Source organism: Hoeflea marina (assembly GCF_003182275.1).
GTDB classification, from domain to species: domain Bacteria; phylum Pseudomonadota; class Alphaproteobacteria; order Rhizobiales; family Rhizobiaceae; genus Hoeflea; species Hoeflea marina.
The window spans coordinates 1,031,655-1,047,732 of the sequence record NZ_QGTR01000001.1 but is presented as its reverse complement, the minus strand read 5'-3'; the positions used below and the strand labels follow the sequence as shown (position 1 = coordinate 1,047,732).

The 16,078-nt window shown below is 60.9% G+C and carries 13 protein-coding genes; 7 read left to right on the top strand and 6 right to left on the bottom strand.

All coding sequences use genetic code 11. From position 1 onward, the window contains the following. Positions 1-8: 8 nt before the first annotated feature. Positions 9-2,138, bottom strand: coding sequence for a Z1 domain-containing protein (locus tag DFR52_RS04680; RefSeq protein WP_110030703.1), 2,130 nt, complete (start codon positions 2,136-2,138; stop codon positions 9-11). 607 nt (positions 2,139-2,745) lie between these two features. Here DFR52_RS04680 and DFR52_RS04675 point away from each other — a divergent pair. The 4 genes from DFR52_RS04675 to DFR52_RS04660 all read left to right on the top strand — a co-directional run bounded on the left by DFR52_RS04675 (position 2,746) and on the right by DFR52_RS04660 (position 5,938). Continuing rightward, on the top strand, positions 2,746-3,258 hold the full coding sequence (locus tag DFR52_RS04675) for a transposase (protein ID WP_245415187.1): 513 nt from the start codon (positions 2,746-2,748) through the stop codon (positions 3,256-3,258). Between the two features lie 209 nt (positions 3,259-3,467). Further along, positions 3,468-3,689 carry a hypothetical protein gene (locus tag DFR52_RS24670; RefSeq protein ID WP_210205762.1) on the top strand — a complete coding sequence of 74 codons (222 nt, stop codon included), beginning with the start codon at positions 3,468-3,470 and terminating at the stop codon, positions 3,687-3,689. 261 nt (positions 3,690-3,950) lie between these two features. After that, positions 3,951-4,862, top strand: a complete 912-nt coding sequence (locus DFR52_RS04665) for a lysophospholipase (RefSeq protein ID WP_146215537.1) — start codon at positions 3,951-3,953, stop codon at positions 4,860-4,862. Further along, positions 4,859-5,938: a CHAT domain-containing protein gene (locus DFR52_RS04660; protein ID WP_110030701.1), complete on the top strand. Its 1,080-nt coding sequence runs from the start codon at positions 4,859-4,861 to the stop codon at positions 5,936-5,938. Before DFR52_RS04665 ends, DFR52_RS04660 begins: the two co-directional genes overlap by 4 nt. Positions 5,939-6,577: 639 nt before the next feature. Here DFR52_RS04660 and DFR52_RS04655 read toward each other — a convergent pair. Both DFR52_RS04655 and DFR52_RS04650 read right to left on the bottom strand, forming a co-directional pair. Next, on the bottom strand, positions 6,578-8,074 hold the full coding sequence (locus DFR52_RS04655) for a methyl-accepting chemotaxis protein (protein WP_110030700.1): 1,497 nt from the start codon (positions 8,072-8,074) through the stop codon (positions 6,578-6,580). A gap of 119 nt (positions 8,075-8,193) precedes the next feature. Then, entirely contained in the window at positions 8,194-9,648 is a 1,455-nt protein-coding gene (locus tag DFR52_RS04650) for a TrkH family potassium uptake protein (RefSeq protein WP_110030699.1), read from the bottom strand. Positions 9,649-9,725: 77 nt separating this feature from the next. Here DFR52_RS04650 and ilvA point away from each other — a divergent pair, with 77 nt between their 5' ends. Then, positions 9,726-11,000: a threonine ammonia-lyase gene (gene ilvA, locus DFR52_RS04645; RefSeq protein ID WP_110030698.1), complete on the top strand. Its 1,275-nt coding sequence runs from the start codon at positions 9,726-9,728 to the stop codon at positions 10,998-11,000. A gap of 45 nt (positions 11,001-11,045) precedes the next feature. Here the strand turns inward: ilvA and DFR52_RS04640 are convergent, their stop codons facing one another. The 3 genes from DFR52_RS04640 to DFR52_RS04630 form a co-directional block, all read right to left on the bottom strand. Next, positions 11,046-12,032 (bottom strand): alpha/beta hydrolase, encoded by a 987-nt coding sequence (locus tag DFR52_RS04640; RefSeq protein WP_110030697.1) that lies wholly within the window; start codon positions 12,030-12,032, stop codon positions 11,046-11,048. 99 nt (positions 12,033-12,131) lie between these two features. Next, the gene (locus tag DFR52_RS04635) at positions 12,132-12,446 is read right to left on the bottom strand and encodes a PilZ domain-containing protein (RefSeq protein ID WP_110030696.1); all 315 of its coding nucleotides are present in this window, start codon (positions 12,444-12,446) and stop codon (positions 12,132-12,134) included. A gap of 143 nt (positions 12,447-12,589) precedes the next feature. Then, on the bottom strand, positions 12,590-14,587 hold the full coding sequence (locus tag DFR52_RS04630; protein ID WP_425351132.1) for a bifunctional 2',3'-cyclic-nucleotide 2'-phosphodiesterase/3'-nucleotidase: 1,998 nt from the start codon (positions 14,585-14,587) through the stop codon (positions 12,590-12,592). A gap of 227 nt (positions 14,588-14,814) precedes the next feature. Between DFR52_RS04630 and DFR52_RS04625 the strand changes: the two genes are divergently transcribed. Together DFR52_RS04625 and DFR52_RS04620 are read left to right on the top strand one after the other, a co-directional pair. Further along, a complete protein-coding gene (locus DFR52_RS04625; protein WP_110030695.1) occupies positions 14,815-15,123 on the top strand; it encodes an HlyU family transcriptional regulator in 309 nt (102 codons plus the stop codon). Positions 15,124-15,267: 144 nt separating this feature from the next. Further along, positions 15,268-16,035, top strand: a complete 768-nt coding sequence (locus DFR52_RS04620) for a hypothetical protein (protein ID WP_146215536.1) — start codon at positions 15,268-15,270, stop codon at positions 16,033-16,035. Positions 16,036-16,078 lie beyond the last annotated feature (43 nt).

The window sequence follows — 16,078 nt, the reverse complement described above, 5'->3', positions numbered from 1 at the left end:
TGGATCGATTATTCGCCGGCAAATACGTATGTCGGGCTGCCCTCTGGCATGACAATCGTAGGAAACCAAGCTTTTGGTGTCTCTGCATCACCTACATACAGCAGTGCAAGCGCCGGCGCTCGTGGCGATCGGCTACGAATGAGTGCAATCTCTGGACCGCTTAATCGCGCTCTACCTCGATCGCGCCCCGCTTCTGTTTCCTGCAGATCACGAACGTAGACAATGCCACCGTTCTGCATCTGGTCAGAAAATGCCTGAATGAGTGCTTGAATGGTTTCGAGCTCCCAAAGGCCAGGATCATCATCTGGGACAACGACGATTTCGATAAGACTGTTGATTGTTTCTAAAGACACTGTGGTCGCACGTTTTTCGCGATCTCCCTCAGTGGTCGGCACACCGTTTGCCCTGAGCATATCCAACACAGTAGCTGCAGCACCTCTATCCTCTTCGTAGCGTTGCGGATTTATCTGATCACGGCCTCCTTGCACTGTTCGCACCGCACCGACGTCCAGTGTGTTGGGTCGCGTGGGGCGGGAAGCAAATGGCACTCTGATGAGGACTGTGTCGCTACCGTCCTTGCTTCGGACCATCCGCCTCAGTGCCTCTTCAGCTCGATGGATGTCGCGGAACCTTACTGCTAGTCTGTGAGGCAAGTAAACACGAACGTAGTCTAGATATGACTGTCGATATCCATACATGCGTGCATGTTGCCAAACAGTGTCCATTTGAGACGTTTTCGCTTCACGTATATAGTAAGTGCTCAGCAAATCATCGATGGTCAGTCCTCGACCGAGGATGTTTCCGCCAATAAGGAAATTTAGTCGGGGGCCATAGACCGGCACGTCTGCCTTAGAGTTTATCGTTATGACCTCTGAATGCCGGATTGCTGACTTCGCTATTGATATTAGCTCATCGAGCTGCGGACAGTTGTAGACGGTCCGGGCAAGTTCCTTGTAAGCCTCATTGAAGAACGCGCGCGCTTCCACGAGGTCTCCTGCTAATTTCCTTCGTAGAAGATTTAGGTGAGCCTCGATGTAATTTGACACCGTCTCGTGCTCGTCCATTTTGTGGCTCGTATGCGAGAGATGTTTGAAACCCTGGGCCGGCCAATTCCTCTCGATTGAGAGAGCACTGGCGGCCAAGACAAAGAAATTGATTGATCTTGCCAAACCGGGTGGCGCCGACCGCCGCATAAGCACAGCTTCGTTTGCACCAACAAACACAAGATTTCTCGGCGCCACGCCTTCTGCCGCCTCGGGGTCGTAGTCGCCAAAGAAGATGTCCCCTCCGGTGTAGCCTGCGCCGGGTTCGAGAAGAAAGGTGGTGGTCGGCCGTAGATCCGCATTCTCGCTTTGCAGAAAAAGGTTGTATGGGGTTGCTGTGACTTGAACATAGAGGCTGTGGGGCAGCTCTTCTCCCAAGGAAAATCCTAATTCATCTGGCCGATCATTCGCCACAACAAGACGATGCATTTTGCTCCGAAACTGTGGAGCGTTTGGCTTTCCGGAAGATCGAGCTGCCAAAGTAGTATCGAGAGTGGCTGCATCGGCCTCATCATCTAGGACGAGCACCGGATAATTCGAAGCATCCAGTTGTTGAAGGAACCTGATCACTTCAGGAAGGTTTATGTGGTTCTTCGCACAGACTAGGACTATGCCGTCACTAGCCAGGGTCTCGCGGAGCTCCTGCTCTTGGCCCTCCCATTCATAGGAGGAGCCCTCTTTGACTGCGGCGAAAACCCGGGGTCCGTCTAGATCCTTGAAACGGCTCGCTGTTTGCTTTACCAACGCTACGTTGTCGGTCGTCAACACCACAACGACACGGAAGCCATTGTCTAAAGCCAGCGCCGAGGTCAATATCATCGAAACAGTCTTGCCGCTTTGTATGCGACCGTAAAACAAGGCTCGGGGCGCGCGCGCGCCAATGATCGGATCATCCGAAGCTGTTCCCGATCCTCCGAGGCCGACTTCGCCGGCCGCAACCTGAGCATTGTAAATCGAGACGAGTTGATCGGCGAAAACCTCCACTTGACTCATTACAGCGCTGACTGCAACTGTGCTCATCGGAGACGATCTTACCCCCTCAACAAGATTTTGCTGTGTTCCGGTGGTAACAGGTCCAGTACGGTCGATCGGCATTCTTTTTCCTCAACGATTCGTGCACAACTAATAGGCGATAAGTGGCTCGTGAAGTCAAATGGCTGAGTAACTGAATTCCAAGATCGATCAGCTTTCATGCGCACATTCGAGCAAAAGATGCAAAGCTCGAAACGTGGGTACGGAGCACGACGTGTGGACTGGCCTTAAGATGCCGGCTTCACGTAAAAAACCTTTCCGGCAGCACCGATTTGTGTTCACCTCAAGAAGTAAAGCGATGTTTTGCACGGTTGTCTCTGGCATCGTCACCAAGGATGCCGGAGAGAAACAACCCCGACACCAAGCTCGGAGTTCTGGGCGACGGAGTTTAAGAAGAGTGGGCACCCCGAAAACACCTCCCCCTTTTTCGGAAAATCATGATCCAACCCGGTCAGTGCGATTTGTGGCGACCGGATGATGCGTGGGCAGCCTGGCTTCTGGGATCTGGACGTTACGAGCCAATTGAGCGCGGTCGGCGATCCGCTTGAGAGCTCAATGCCATCATTCCGTGGTCTGTGTTAGAGAAGCCGTTGGCCAAGGCCCTGAAACGGAAGCCTGGCAGGACAAGCCCGCCAAGCTGGCGCGGAAGGATCGCGACGCCCGGTGGACGGTGAAGTATGCCAAAGCCAAGCAGCCCACGGTGACGCCGACCTCGGCCGCGACCAGGAGCCATGACATCGCCATTCCGATGTTCGGCTACAAGAACCACGCGGGCATCGACAGGCCGCACGGCTTCATCCGACGATGGACGGTGACGAGTGCAAGCTCCCATGACGGCGCCCAATTGAGGAATGTCGTTGCCAAAGACAACACGGCATCCACCGTCTGGGCCGACAGCGCCTACCGCTCGAAGAGGAACGAGGAATGGCTGGAAAGGAACGGCCTGACGCCTGACATTCATCAGAAGAAGCCGAAGGGCAAGCCGATGTCGGAGACGATGTCGAAAGCCAATGGGCGGCGATCAAAGGTCAAGTCTGCTGTCGAGCATGTCTTTGCCCGGCAGAAAGATGAAACTCTTCGTCAGAACCATCGGGGCAGGGCGAAGCTGAAGATCGGCATGGCCAATATCGCCTACAACATGCTGCCCTATGTGTGGCATCAGGGGCGAACGGCGTCCGCATGAGCGAAATCCGGGCAAAATCGCCCGGAAGTACGCCGAACAACCGGCAGAAATGGCCGAAACTCAACGTCTGAACGCAACGCTCGGCGCGCAGGGGTGCTCAATGCCACCATTCAGGCAGCAAAGGACGGGTAAATCGAGGTGTCCAGCCGAAATTTGACCGGGAGAACAGCCGGCGCACGGCGTACAGCCTGCGGCACACCTACATCAGCATGCGGCTGATGGGAGGGGCCGACATCTACCAGATTGCCAAGAACTGCCGCACCAGCGTCGAGATGATCGAGAAATATTACGCGTCACACATTGCGACCAGCATCAGTGCTGAGGCGGTGAATGTGAAGCGGAAGGCGAAATCGAAAAAGGCCATTTTGGAGCATGCGCGGCGGAATGCTCACCGGGTACCGGGTACGCAAGATGCCGACCGGCCAGATTAGCGGCCTGCAAGTTTGCTTTGGCATCTAAGCGTATGATTCTGCGCGTTAGATTCGGCAGACAATCCGGCCAGCGAACCGGCAAAACGGAAGCGCAACCGTCCTCTCGGCCTCCGGTCAAAGGATGCCAAGGGCTTCTGGAGTAGCGAAGTACTCGCAAGCTATGTTCAAAGCAATTACTGATTTTCCAATCTTTTTACTGGAATGCCGCGTAATTCTATGAATACTTAATACGCTCCAACTGGTAAAATCTAAGAGGCGCGCATGAAGCTTTTATACATTCACGGGCGCGCCCAGCAAGGGCGTTCGGCAGAAGAGATTTCTCGCGAGTGGACCTCGGCTCTAAATCAAGGACTGAGGCTTCAGACTTACAACGAAGTTTGGGTTAAGCCTGATGTTCCATATTATGGAGATCACCTCTTCGCGCTGACCAACAACCCTGAAGAACTAATGCGCAGCGAGGACACGATTCTTCGAGGTCCAATGGCGGATGACTATGCGAGCTTCATAACCGAGGCCGTAATGGAAATTGTGCAAACAAGAACGGGTTTGGATGTCTCGGCCGATCCGGATTTGGCGCTGAGAGGGAACCTTGGGGACAACCGGGAAAGCGATACGCTCGAGGAGATGTTGAAACGGGGCGCTCAGAACTGGCCTTGGGTGGTTGCCACTACGCGTCTCATTGATCAACGCCTCCCCATCGTATCCGAGGCATCGATCAGATTGTTTTTGCGGGACGTCTATATCTACATCGCCGATCCTGATGTTCAGTCGCAAGTCGACCAGCGTGTGGAAGCAGAGATCACGAAGGAACCGACCGTGGTGATCGCACACTCACTGGGGACCGTGATTGCGTACAATATTCTCCGCAGACGAAAACGAAATATCACAGCACTCTTTACGCTCGGCTCGCCCCTTGGAATCAGAGCAATCGCAAATCGCCTGAAGCGCCCCTTCAACCGGCCCCGCGTATTGGGAGCCTGGAGCAATTTCTACGATCCAAATGACATCGTGTCGCTCAATCCCCTTCAGTCCACCGCATTCGCCAAATTTCGCACTCCGATCGTGGACAGCCCGATCATCAATTCGTCAAGCAATCGCCATCACATTAGCCAGTATCTTTCTCATCCGGCGGTCAGTGCAGGAGTTCGATCCGCATTGGGAGTAAATGCATGAAAATCCTCTACGTCGCCTCCAATCCTCAGGCAAACGCTACCTTACTGGCGGAGAACGAGATCACCGAACTGCAGAGCGCCGCCATTTACGGTCGTGGCCGTCGCATGGATTTCTTGTTTTTGCCGGCATTGCCGTATGAGGAACTGGAAACGCACATATGGAACTATCGGCCGGATATTGTCCACATCTCGGCTCACGGAGACAAAGAGCAGCTCACGATTACGAGTTCTAGCAGGCAGAACATCGGTTTGCCCGCCTCTGCGCTGAACACTCTGCTTGCACCTGCGCCGCCGAAACTTGTCTACCTCAATGCTTGTGACTCGGCGGATATCGCGAAAGGAATTTGCGATACGGTTCGGTACGCCATCGGCACAACAGCGCCCATCACAAATTTCGCAGCGCGAAAGGGCGCGATCGCGTTCTATCGGGCAATCGGTCAAGGAAGAACTCTCCGTTCGGCCTTTGAATCATCGCGGTCTACTGTCGAAGTCCTGAGCTCTGCCGGAGGCTCGAAGGTGGAGACAATTTTGTTCCCTGAGAACGGCATCGAAGATGACGCAGTGCTACACGAGCCTACCAGGATTGTTGCCCATTTCGAGAGCCACGATTTCAAGCTGAACAAGCATGGGGTCGCAAAGCTGGAAATTGGCGTTGCTGGCTGTCCCGATCAAGTCAGGCAAGTTGTCTTCTGCACCGACGACGAAACCTTCATCGAAGACGATAGCGAGTTGGAAACATCGCTGTGTTCGGTAAACCTGGGTTACGCTTGGAAAGGTGAATTCTGGCTCGATGAGGTCTGGCAAACCTTTGGCGACATGCGGATTTTTGCATTGCTGATATCTGCAAATGGAGAGCATGTTTCTGTATCATCGACGGTATGTGATGCACTTGAGGAGTTTTATCAGGTGTATTTTGGAAGCAAGGCGGCTCTGTCGCCCGAGCTCATTGAAGTGATTGCAACACTGAGAAGCGAAGATGGTGCGCGACTAAGCGCGAACCGTCGAAGGGGGCTGACTACCCCTCAGAACTCTCCAACGCGCATTAAGAAGCGTCGGGCAGCCACCTCGAAAACATGAACTTATTTCGACATTGCGATGTTTCTCAAGGCGGAGTTATATGAGTTTTAAGTACCCAAAGGTATCCGGGTGTTGCAAACTGCCGTCTAAGTGGCACCGCGGTAACGGTACGGAAACGCCGTGTGGTGTGGCAACCGGCGTTCAGGGCGAACAGTTGGCAAAACAGGCCGACCTGAAATGGATATTCGAGGACCTAGCACCGGTCTCGCGGATCTTTGAATAAACCGGCAGATGGCTTGGCAGACCCCGAAGTCTCTTGGTGCGGACGGCGGGACTCGAACCCGCATAGCGTAAGCCGAGGGATTTTCTTACCAGCTACGGCTTTCGCCGCCGCCCTCATTGCGGGAGGGTGTTTGTGGTCTGGACTATCTCTTCACCATTGCAACTGCCTTAGGTGCTGCCCGTTTAGTCTCTACACCTTCCGGAATGTTTGATCATTCCGGCTTGGCTCGGGATTGCCATCTGACAGGTTTCCCCGAATTTGAGCAGTTCTACAGCCGGGGTTTCCCCCGGTGCACTCAATTTGCGTCTAAGTCCCTTGTGTCTACCGATTCCACCACGTCCGCGTGAACTCCCTGCTAGCAGAACAATCCTTGCTGCTCAATGATCAGACTGCGATTGAGAAGACAGCAGATTCCCCTACGCCGAGATCCTGAACCCGATCCGCAGCCCGCCCCAATGGCGGCCCTGAACGTGGATGGGGGCGGAGAGGTCCTTCATCAGCGCGAAATTGCCGCCGCCCATGTCGCGGCGGTAGGTCTGCAGCAGGAACGGCTTGGTCGAGCGGCCGGCGGACAGGCCGGTGCGGTCTTTGAAGATGCGGCGGTTGCGGCAGTTGCCGGCGTTCCAGACCGGATCGGGTCCCTGCGGCTGCGAATAGATGTGGTTGTGGGTGGGCAGGAAGCCGTTGCGGTCGACGGCGGCGCAGAAGGTGACGCGGCGGTCGAAATCCAGCATCGCCTCCTGGATCGGCGGCAGCAGCCGGTCGGTGTGGGCGACGAAGCGGGTCATGTGCTGGAGCGGATCGGTGCCGGGGACGGGAACATAGCGCTCGTCGAACAGGTCGGCCATCGACAAGCGGCCCGACGTCAGTTCGGCCTCGAACAGCGCGCCCACCTCGGCCGCGGCCTCGATGCAGCGGCGGATCAGCGGCGTGTCCTCGGTCTCGATGCCGGATGCGGCGACATGGCCGATGACATCCTCGGAGAAGGAGACCAGACGGTCAATCTTGACGCTCGCCTGCGACAGCATCGCGGAGGAGGCATGCATCTGCCCGTCGAGGCTTGAGACCTTGTCGAGCACCACGGCGCAGACCCGGGTGGTCCGGTCGACCGGGTCGGAGATGCGCTCGATCTCGGTGATCATGCCGGCGACGGTCTGGCCGAAGACCGTGAATTTCTGCAGTTCCCCGTCGATTTCGGTCGAGCGCCGCCAGGCGGCGGTGGCGACTTCCTCGTTGTCGGCATTCCGCGCCTGCAGCTTGTCGACAATGCCGCGCAACGCTTCGAGCCGGGCGACCATGTCGCGCGAGACGGTCCCGGTCCTGTCGGCCAGCTGCTTGACCGCGTCGGCGACCACGGCAAATCCCCGGCCGGCCTCGCCCGCATGCGCGGCCATGATGCCGGCATTGACGGCGAGCATCTGGGTCTGGGTGGAAATCCCGCGGATCGCCTCGGAGAAGGAGTGGATCTCGCGGATCTGGCCGGACACCTCGTCGAGCACGCGGGTGACCTCGGTGGCGTTGGCGGCCATCGACTTGATGTCTGCCACCGCGCCGACGAGAATGCCGTTGACGCTCTCGGTGGTCTGCCTGAGCCCGCTGTGGGTGGAGCGGGCCGACTCCACCGCGCTGCGCGAGGCCTCGGCGACCGTGCGGTTGGAGTCCGATATCTTGCCGATCTCGCCGGTCAGCTGATGGAATTCGTCGGCCTGGCGGCTGAGCGTGCCGGAGACGTCGCCGATCATGCCCGAGGTGTCGGCGATGTTGACCGAGAGTTCGCCGACGCGGGCGCCGATCAGGTTCATCGCCTCGGCAAGGCGGGCGCCGTCCTCCTGACCGGCGGACGCGATGGCATCGTCCGGCGCGAGGCCGCCGCTCGGGTCATCGGCGCGGGTGTCAAGTCTGTGGGCATGCATCGGCGGACATCTCCCTCGACGCATGATCTCCGAACATGGTTAAACCTTGCCTAACGCCACGGCTTGCGGCGCGGTGCCCGGCGCCGTCCCTCAAGACCGATCATGGACGTCAATGAGGCTCAGTCGCGCCAGAACAGTGGCGTGAACAGCACCAGCACCACCATGATCTCGAGACGTCCGAGCAGCATCAGCAAGGCGAGAATGAGCTTGGCGGGATCTCCGAGGCTGGAGAAATTGCCGGCCGGTCCGATGATGGGTCCGATGCCGGGGCCGACATTGGCCAGCGCCGTGATCGAGCCGGAGAGCGCCGTCTCGATGTCCAGCCCGGTGGCAGCCAGCGCCATCGCGCCCGCCGCCCAGATGAACAGATAGGCGAGCACGAACAGGAACACCGAGCGCTGCATGTCGGCGTCGACCGTCATGGTGCCGTAGCGGACGTTGTGGATGCCGTTGGGATAGATCAGCCGCCGGATGCCCGCGCGCACCGTGTTGGCGATGATCACAAGCCGGTAGGCCTTCATGCCGCCGGCCGTCGATCCCGAGCAGCCGCCGATGAAGGTGAGGAAGAAGGCGATCATGATGACCAGCGGGCCCCAGAGCGTGTAGTCGGAGCTGGCATATCCGGTGGTGGTGACCAGCGAGGAGACATTGAAGGCGGCGTGGGTCAGCGCCATGCCGAAGCTCTCGCCGGTGCCGAGCCGCAGGCTGACGGCGACCGCCAGGGCCGCGACAAGAATGATCAGTCCGTAGGCGATGATCTGCGGGTCCTTGAGCGCGTCGTAGCGGCCGCGGGCGACAAACAGGATCAGCACCGAGAAGGGCAGGCCGGCAATCGTCATGAAAATGGTGCCCGTCCACAGGAGCGGCACCGAATTGAAGGCGCCGAAGGAGGCGTCGCGGGTCGAGAAGCCGCCGGTGGCGAGCGTCGTCATGGCGTGGTTGACCGCATCGAAGATGCCCATGCCGAAGGCGCCGTAGCACACCGCGCACAGCGCGGTCAGGCCGATATAGATGGCGACGAAGGCGCGCACGAACACGGCGAAGCGGGCGAACGGCTTTTCGGCGGTGTCGGAGGATTCCATCTTGAAATAGGAGAACCCGCCGACCCTGAGAAAGGGCAGCACCAGAAGGCCGAGCGCGACGATGCCGATGCCGCCCATCCACTGCAGCAGCGAGCGCCACATCAGGATGCCGGGCGGCGCGCTGTCGAGGCCGGCAATCACCGTCGAGCCGGTGGTGGTGACGGCGGAGACCGATTCGAACAGCGCGTCGGCCATGTTGAGGTCGAGCGAGGACAGGTAGAGCGGCACGGCGCCGGCGACCGACAGGGTCAGCCAGAGCAGATTGACGACCAGAAAGCCGAGCCGCTTGGAGAACTGCGCCGGATGGCCGCGGGTGGCCATGGCGGCGGCGAGACTGACGCCGCCGATGAAGAAGGCCGACAGCGCGAAGACCTGCCAGTCGGCGCTGCCGTAATACAGGTCGACCATGGCCGGAATCAGCATCGCCGTCGCAAGGTAGAGTCCGCAAATGGCTGCGATGAAGATCGCTGACCGTAATGTCTGGCCGTTCACGCCATTCCCCTTGAAACGCCGAACCGGGTCAGCAATTGCAGTTGGCAACCGGTAGAGGGCCATGCAATAGACCGTCGATGACCAAAACTCAATCGCCATCCACGTTTCGCACAGCCGTCGACGAGGCGCTCAAATCCATGCGCGGCTTGTTTGCCGAAACCCCGCTGCAGCTCAACGACCACCTCTCCGAGCGCTACCATGCACGGGTCTGGCTCAAGCGCGAGGACCTGTCGCCGGTGCGCTCCTACAAGATCCGCGGCGCCTTCAATCTCATCCGCAAGGCGATTCTGCGCGACGGCGGGCCGGCGCTGTTCGTCTGCGCGTCGGCCGGCAACCACGCGCAGGGTTTCGCCTATGTCTGCCGCCATTTCGGCCGCAGGGGCGTCGTCTTCATGCCGGTCACGACGCCGCAGCAGAAGATCGACAAGACGCGGGTCTTCGGCGGCGATTTCATCGAGATCAGGCTCATCGGCGACATCTTCGACACCTGCTATTCGGCCGCGCGCGACTACGCCGCCGCCCACGGCGCGCTGATGGCGCCACCGTTCGACCATGAGGACATCATCGAGGGTCAGGCGACCGTCGGCGCGGAGCTGCTGGCGCAGCTGCCGGAGGGCGAGGCGCCGGACCTCATGCTGCTGCCGGTGGGCGGCGGCGGCCTGTCGGCCGGGCTGGCGCTCTACCTGGAGGAAATCGTGGCTCCGGAGCGGTTCCGGCTGATCGAGCCTGCGGGCGCGCCCAGCCTGAAGCAGAGCCTCGAGGCCGGCCGCCGCATCAGGCTCGCCCAGGTCGACAATTTCGTCGACGGCGCCGCTGTCGCCGAGGTGGGCGCGCTCAATTTCGAGGTGCTCAGCCGCTTTTCTCCCTCGCAGGTGATGCTGCTCAACGAGAACGCGCTCTGTGTGACGATGACGGAAATGCTCAACACCGAGGGGATCGTGCTCGAGCCGGCGGGTGCGCTGTCGCTGGCCGCGCTCGCCGCGATCGACCCGGCCGACATCGCCGGCAAGACCATCGTCGCAGTGGTGTCGGGCGGAAACTTCGATTTCGAGAGGCTGCCCGACGTCAAGGAACGCGCCATGCGCCACGCCGGGCTGAAGAAGTACTTCGTGCTGCGGCTGGCGCAGCGGCCCGGCGCGCTCAAGGATTTCCTCGACCTTCTCGGCCCCGAGGACGACATCGCCCGCTTCGAGTATCTCAAGAAGTCGGCGCGGAATTTCGGCTCCATCCTCATCGGCATCGAAAGCCGGAAGCCGGAGAATTTCGCCACGCTGATGGCGCGCTTCGACGCCGCGGGGATGCGCTACCAGGACATCACCGACAACGAGATCATCGCCAATCTGCTGATCTAGCCGCGCGCACCGCGTCCGGCTGCGGCCTGCGCATGTCCGCGCGGCTCAGAGCCTGCGGATCCAGGCGATGATCTGGTTGGAGAGTGAATGGGTGGTCTCTGGCGACAGCGCGTCGCCTGCGATGACGTGATTGTTGCGGTCGCCGGATGTCTCCACCTCGATGATCTGGTGTGGTGCGCCCCAACGGGCGGCGATCCTGCGGGTGAGATCCGGCTGGACGATCTGATCGTGGGGCGAGAACACGAACAGCGACGGCACGGTGATTTCGCCGGGATCGACTGCTTCGGTGAGCTTGAGCAAGGCGCCCATCGGCAACAACGCCAGCGTCGGATAGGTGCTGGTCCAGTGCTGCGCGTGCAGGGCGGTTTCGGTCGGAAAAGACCGGGTCGGGCCTGCAAGCAATGGGACCAGCCAATTGGCCCAGGGCAGGGTCAGGAGTTGCGATCCGGCTGCCCTGACTCCGTAATTGGGGGATATCTGCACCAGCCCGGCGACATCGTGCATCAGTTCTGGCTGTGTTGCCGCCCAGGTGGCGAGAGTGGCGCCGGTGGAGGTGGCGATGATGACGACGCGATCGCCGAGGCGGCGGCCGATCGCGAGCGCCTCGGCCATGTCGTCGGCCCAGGCCCTGACCGAGCCCTCGAGCATCGCTGGGCCGGTGCGGCCGTGGCCGGTCAGCCGGGTCAGGAACAGGTTGGCGCCGAGAGCGTCGGCAACCAGGTCTGGCAATGGCCGGATTTCGCCGGGACCGGCGGAGAAGCCGTGCACATAGACGATCGCCAACGGCGTCCTTGCGCGGGTGGCCGGGTCGGCCCAGACGATCTGCTTGGCGTTGCCGGGGCGGATGTCGGGATAGCCGGATTCCTGCTGGGCGACCCAGGCGTTCATGTCGGCGGGCAGGGTATCGTCCCGGAACGTCACCACCGGGTCCATCGGGACGCGTGGCCCCACCGCGAACAGCACGGCAAGGCCCGCAACTGAAAGCGCCACGACGGCCAGCACGGTTCGCACCCTCCTGCGTGTTCGACCCATGGTGCTCCCCCGCCGCCCGATCGTCCGTCGGAGCGACAATAGCGGGCGGCAGTGCCGGGGGTTAGTGCTAATTCTCGGGTATGGCCGGTCCGGTGCGGCTCAGCCGCGGATATGGGTGGCGGCGCAGTTCTTGTAGAAGGATTCGATCTTGGCGCGGGAGTTCGACGACAGATTGAGCCTGACGCCGATGCGCGGGAAGATCGTCCACTGGGCGATGCCGCTGAGCATGCCCATTTCCTCGGTCAGCACATTGATCTCGTGGCCCACATGGGCGCGAACGCTGTCGGATATGTAGACGCACATGCCGTCCTCGGAGAGGTCGAGCACGGATCCGCGCGTCTTGACGCCGTTGCATTCGATGGTCGCGCGGATGCGCGTTCTGACCCGGTTCGACCTGCGAGAGATAAATCCCATGTCGCAACCTCCTGGTAGCGGAACACCCAAATGCCAGAGTTGCACGGAAAGATTAGCAGTTCGTTGACGGGCGGCCGTGGCTGTCCGAGATGCGCGGATCTCCCGGAACCGGCCGCAGGCGGCCGATCCTGGGGGGCGCCTTCTCAGAGCTTGACGCGGTAGAGCGCGAAGCCGTCAGCGCCGTCGCCTGCGGGCTCGATCGCCACGCCCTTGATGTCGCCGACATACTGTCTCCCCTTCGGTCCGCTGGAAAACACCACACTGGTATCCTTGAGCGGGGCGAACGACCAGTTGCCGTCGGCAGAGGGGTTGATCGTGCCCTGATCGATGATGTAGCGAACGATGACGTCGCGGTTAGTGTCGGGCGCGGCGAAAATCACCTTGTCGCCGGCAATCCCGGGGAACTTGCCGCCCCCGCCGGCGCGGTAGTTGTTGGTGGCGACGACGAATCTCTGCTCCGGGTCGATCGGCTTGCCGTCGAACATCAGGTCGATGATGCGGCCTTCGCCGTCGGACACCCGCTGTCCCTCCTTGTCGAACATCGCCGGCTGCGACAGGTCGATCCGGTAGGTGACGCCGTCGATGACATCGTAATTGTAGGACGGGAAATCGGCGTTGAGCAATGCGGCGTCACTCGCGCCCGGTTCGACCTGGTTGAACATGCCGGCCGACATCTCCAGCCAGTCCTTGACCTCGGCGCCGGTGACCAGCACGGCCTGAACGGTGTTGGGGTAGAGATAGAGATCGGCGACGTTCTTGATGGCGATGGCGCCGGCGGCAACGTCGGTGTAGTAGTCCGCGCCGCCGCGGCCGCCTGCCTTGAACGGCGCCGCGGCCGACAGGATGGGATAATCCCTGTATTCGGTCTCCCTGAGCATCTCCCGGATGTACCAGGTCTGGGCATTGGAGACGATCTGCACCGAGGGGTCGTCGGCGACCAGCGCGAAATAGGAATAGAGCGGCGCCGAGGTCTTGCCCACGGGGGTGCGGACATAGGCCAGCGTCGCCTCGTGCTCCGCCTTGACCGAGTCCTCGACCCGTGTGTCGCTGGCCACATCGGCCACGATCTTCCGATCCTCGTTGCGGTGGTAGATCGGCCGCGCCTCGGTGGTGAAATCGGCGATCTTCCAAGACTTGCCGTCCTTTTCCAGCAGCAGGTCGATGAGGCCCATATGCGAGCCCCAGAAGCCGCCCATCACCGCCGGCTTGCCCATCAGCGTGCCCCTGACCGGGTCGACGCCGGCCATGCCGTCCCAGGTCTTCGGACCCGGAAAGACGAGGTGCTGGTGGCCGGTGAAGATCGCGTCGATGCCGTCGACGCCGGCGAGATGCAGCGAGGCGTTCTCCATGCGGTCGGTATGCGCGGCCGCGTCGATGCCGGAATGGGAGAGGGCGATGACGATGTCGGCACCGGCTTCCTTCATCGCCGGGATCCAGGCGCGCGCCGCCTCGACGATGTCCCGCGTCATCGCCTTGCCCTCGAGGTTCTTCGCGTCCCAGACCATGATGGGCGGCGGCACGAAACCGATGAAGCCCACTTTCACCGGGCTTTCGGCGCCGGTCCCGTCCCGGATCGTCTTCTCGATGATGATGAAGGGTTTGAAGAACAGGTCGTCGTTCTTCGGGTCTGAGGCCAACTGGCCCCTGGTAAGGTTGGCGCAGACAACCGGATAATTGGCGCCCTGCATGACATTGAACATGAAGTCGAGGCCGTAGTTGAATTCGTGGTTGCCGAGCGTGCCGGCGTCGTAGCCGAGCAGGTTCATCGCCTTCATCACCGGATGCAGGTCACCTTCCTTCATCCCCTTCTCATAGGCCATGTAGTCGCCCATCGGGTTGCCCTGGAGCAGGTCGCCGTTGTCGATGAGCATCGAATTGCCGGCCTCGGCCCGGATCGCGCCGATGATCGAAGCGGTGCGGGCGAGCCCCATCGTGTCGTTGGGCTTGTCGGCATAATAGTCGTAGGGCATCACATTGACGTGGATGTCGGTGGTTTCCATGATCCTGAGATGCGCCTGGTTGGCCTGGGCACGGGCGGCGAATGGATGCAGCACGATCAGCGCGCCGGCGGCGGCGGCACTGCCGAGTAGCGCGCGGCGGGACAGGGGCTGCAGCAGGCGGAATGAAGCAATGTCCGTCATGGACTCTCTCCTGAGGTTTGGCATAATCGGCCGGAAACGACGGGGCGGATGATCTGTGGTGGACGACCCTGATGCAGGGCTCTAGATGCAGACTATGATGCCAGCATGACGCTCGTGTCCAGTGACAGATTGTTGCGGCTGGCGTGACCCCGCCAAGGGCGGAAATGCCTCGTCGCGGCGCCTGCGCCGGGCAGGGCGGTGCCTACCAAACCATACGGGAGAACAGCATGGCCGGAATTTTCGACAGCATTCGCGGATTGTTCGGCGGCTCGGGCCGGGCGGCCGGCGGGCCGTCCGCGCCGCCACCGGCGTCGGAACCGGACTTGTACAAGGACTGCGCCATCCATGCCGAGCCGATCGCCGAGGGCGGCCAGTGGCGGCTGGCGGGCCGCATCGTCACGGGCGAGGGCGAGGACCGCAAGGAGTACAGGTTCGTCAGGGCCGATGTGTTCACGAGCAAGCCCGACGTCGAGGCCGCAGCCATCCGCAAGGCCAGGCAGATCATCGATGAACAGGGCAAGACGATCTTCGGCTGACCTGAACAGTCGAGCAAGTGTTCATCGCGGCATATGGGCAATAGACGGTCCCTTGCTTCCGGTCACATGACAATTGCGGAGAGAGTGAAGATTTAGTATTGTGTCACCCGGGCTGTGGGCGCCCGGATCTTCCCGGTTCCGCCCTTGCTGTCCGCTCTGTCCGTTGGCAAAGGGGAAGCGATCATGGACAAGGTCTTTGTGGCTATGGCGGGAGGGTTCGGCGGCATCGCGCCGAGTCTGGTCGACAAGGCCCGGAGCCTGCAAAGCGGAGAAGCCGCCAAATGGTTGCGCGATGGCGATGACGTCCTGTTTGCGCTGTTGTGCGGTCTGGGAGCCATGGCCGTGTTCTTCTTGATCGGCTCGGCGGTGGCGCTCATCTACAAGGAAAGCGTGTTGTCAAAGGCCATGCTGCTGGGCATCGGCGCGCCGGCTCTGATCATGGCCGCGGCGGCGGCGGGCGGGTCCGGTCAGACCGTCGTGGACCTCACTCCCGCCGGCGGGGTATCGGGCGGGCTCAATCTCCCCGCCTTGGTCTCGCGCGCGTATGCGCAGCAGCCCGACGCAGCAACGGCGAAGGATTTCGAGCTCATCGTCAATCCACCTGCCGGCGGCGGCTGCAAGGCCTGCTCCATCCAGGTGCTGGGCAAGGACCAGCAGCTGCTTGCCGTGCAGCAACTGGACAATGCCTCGGCGGCGACGACGCTGAGCCTGCCCGAAGACGCGGCCACGATTGTCTTCTCCGGAGCCGATACCAACTCGGCCACAATCGATGTCGAGAGCCTGCCGCCGCAAGTGGGCGGCGCCGTGGCGCTCGACATTGGCCGCGACCGCAACTACTGGAACGACCTGCAACGGTCGTTCGGCAATCGCTCCGTCCAACCCTACGATTTCAAAGTTCAGCTTCAGAAATAGTGCAGACAGGAACCGCCTCGGCCTGCCCGTGGGGGCAGGCTGG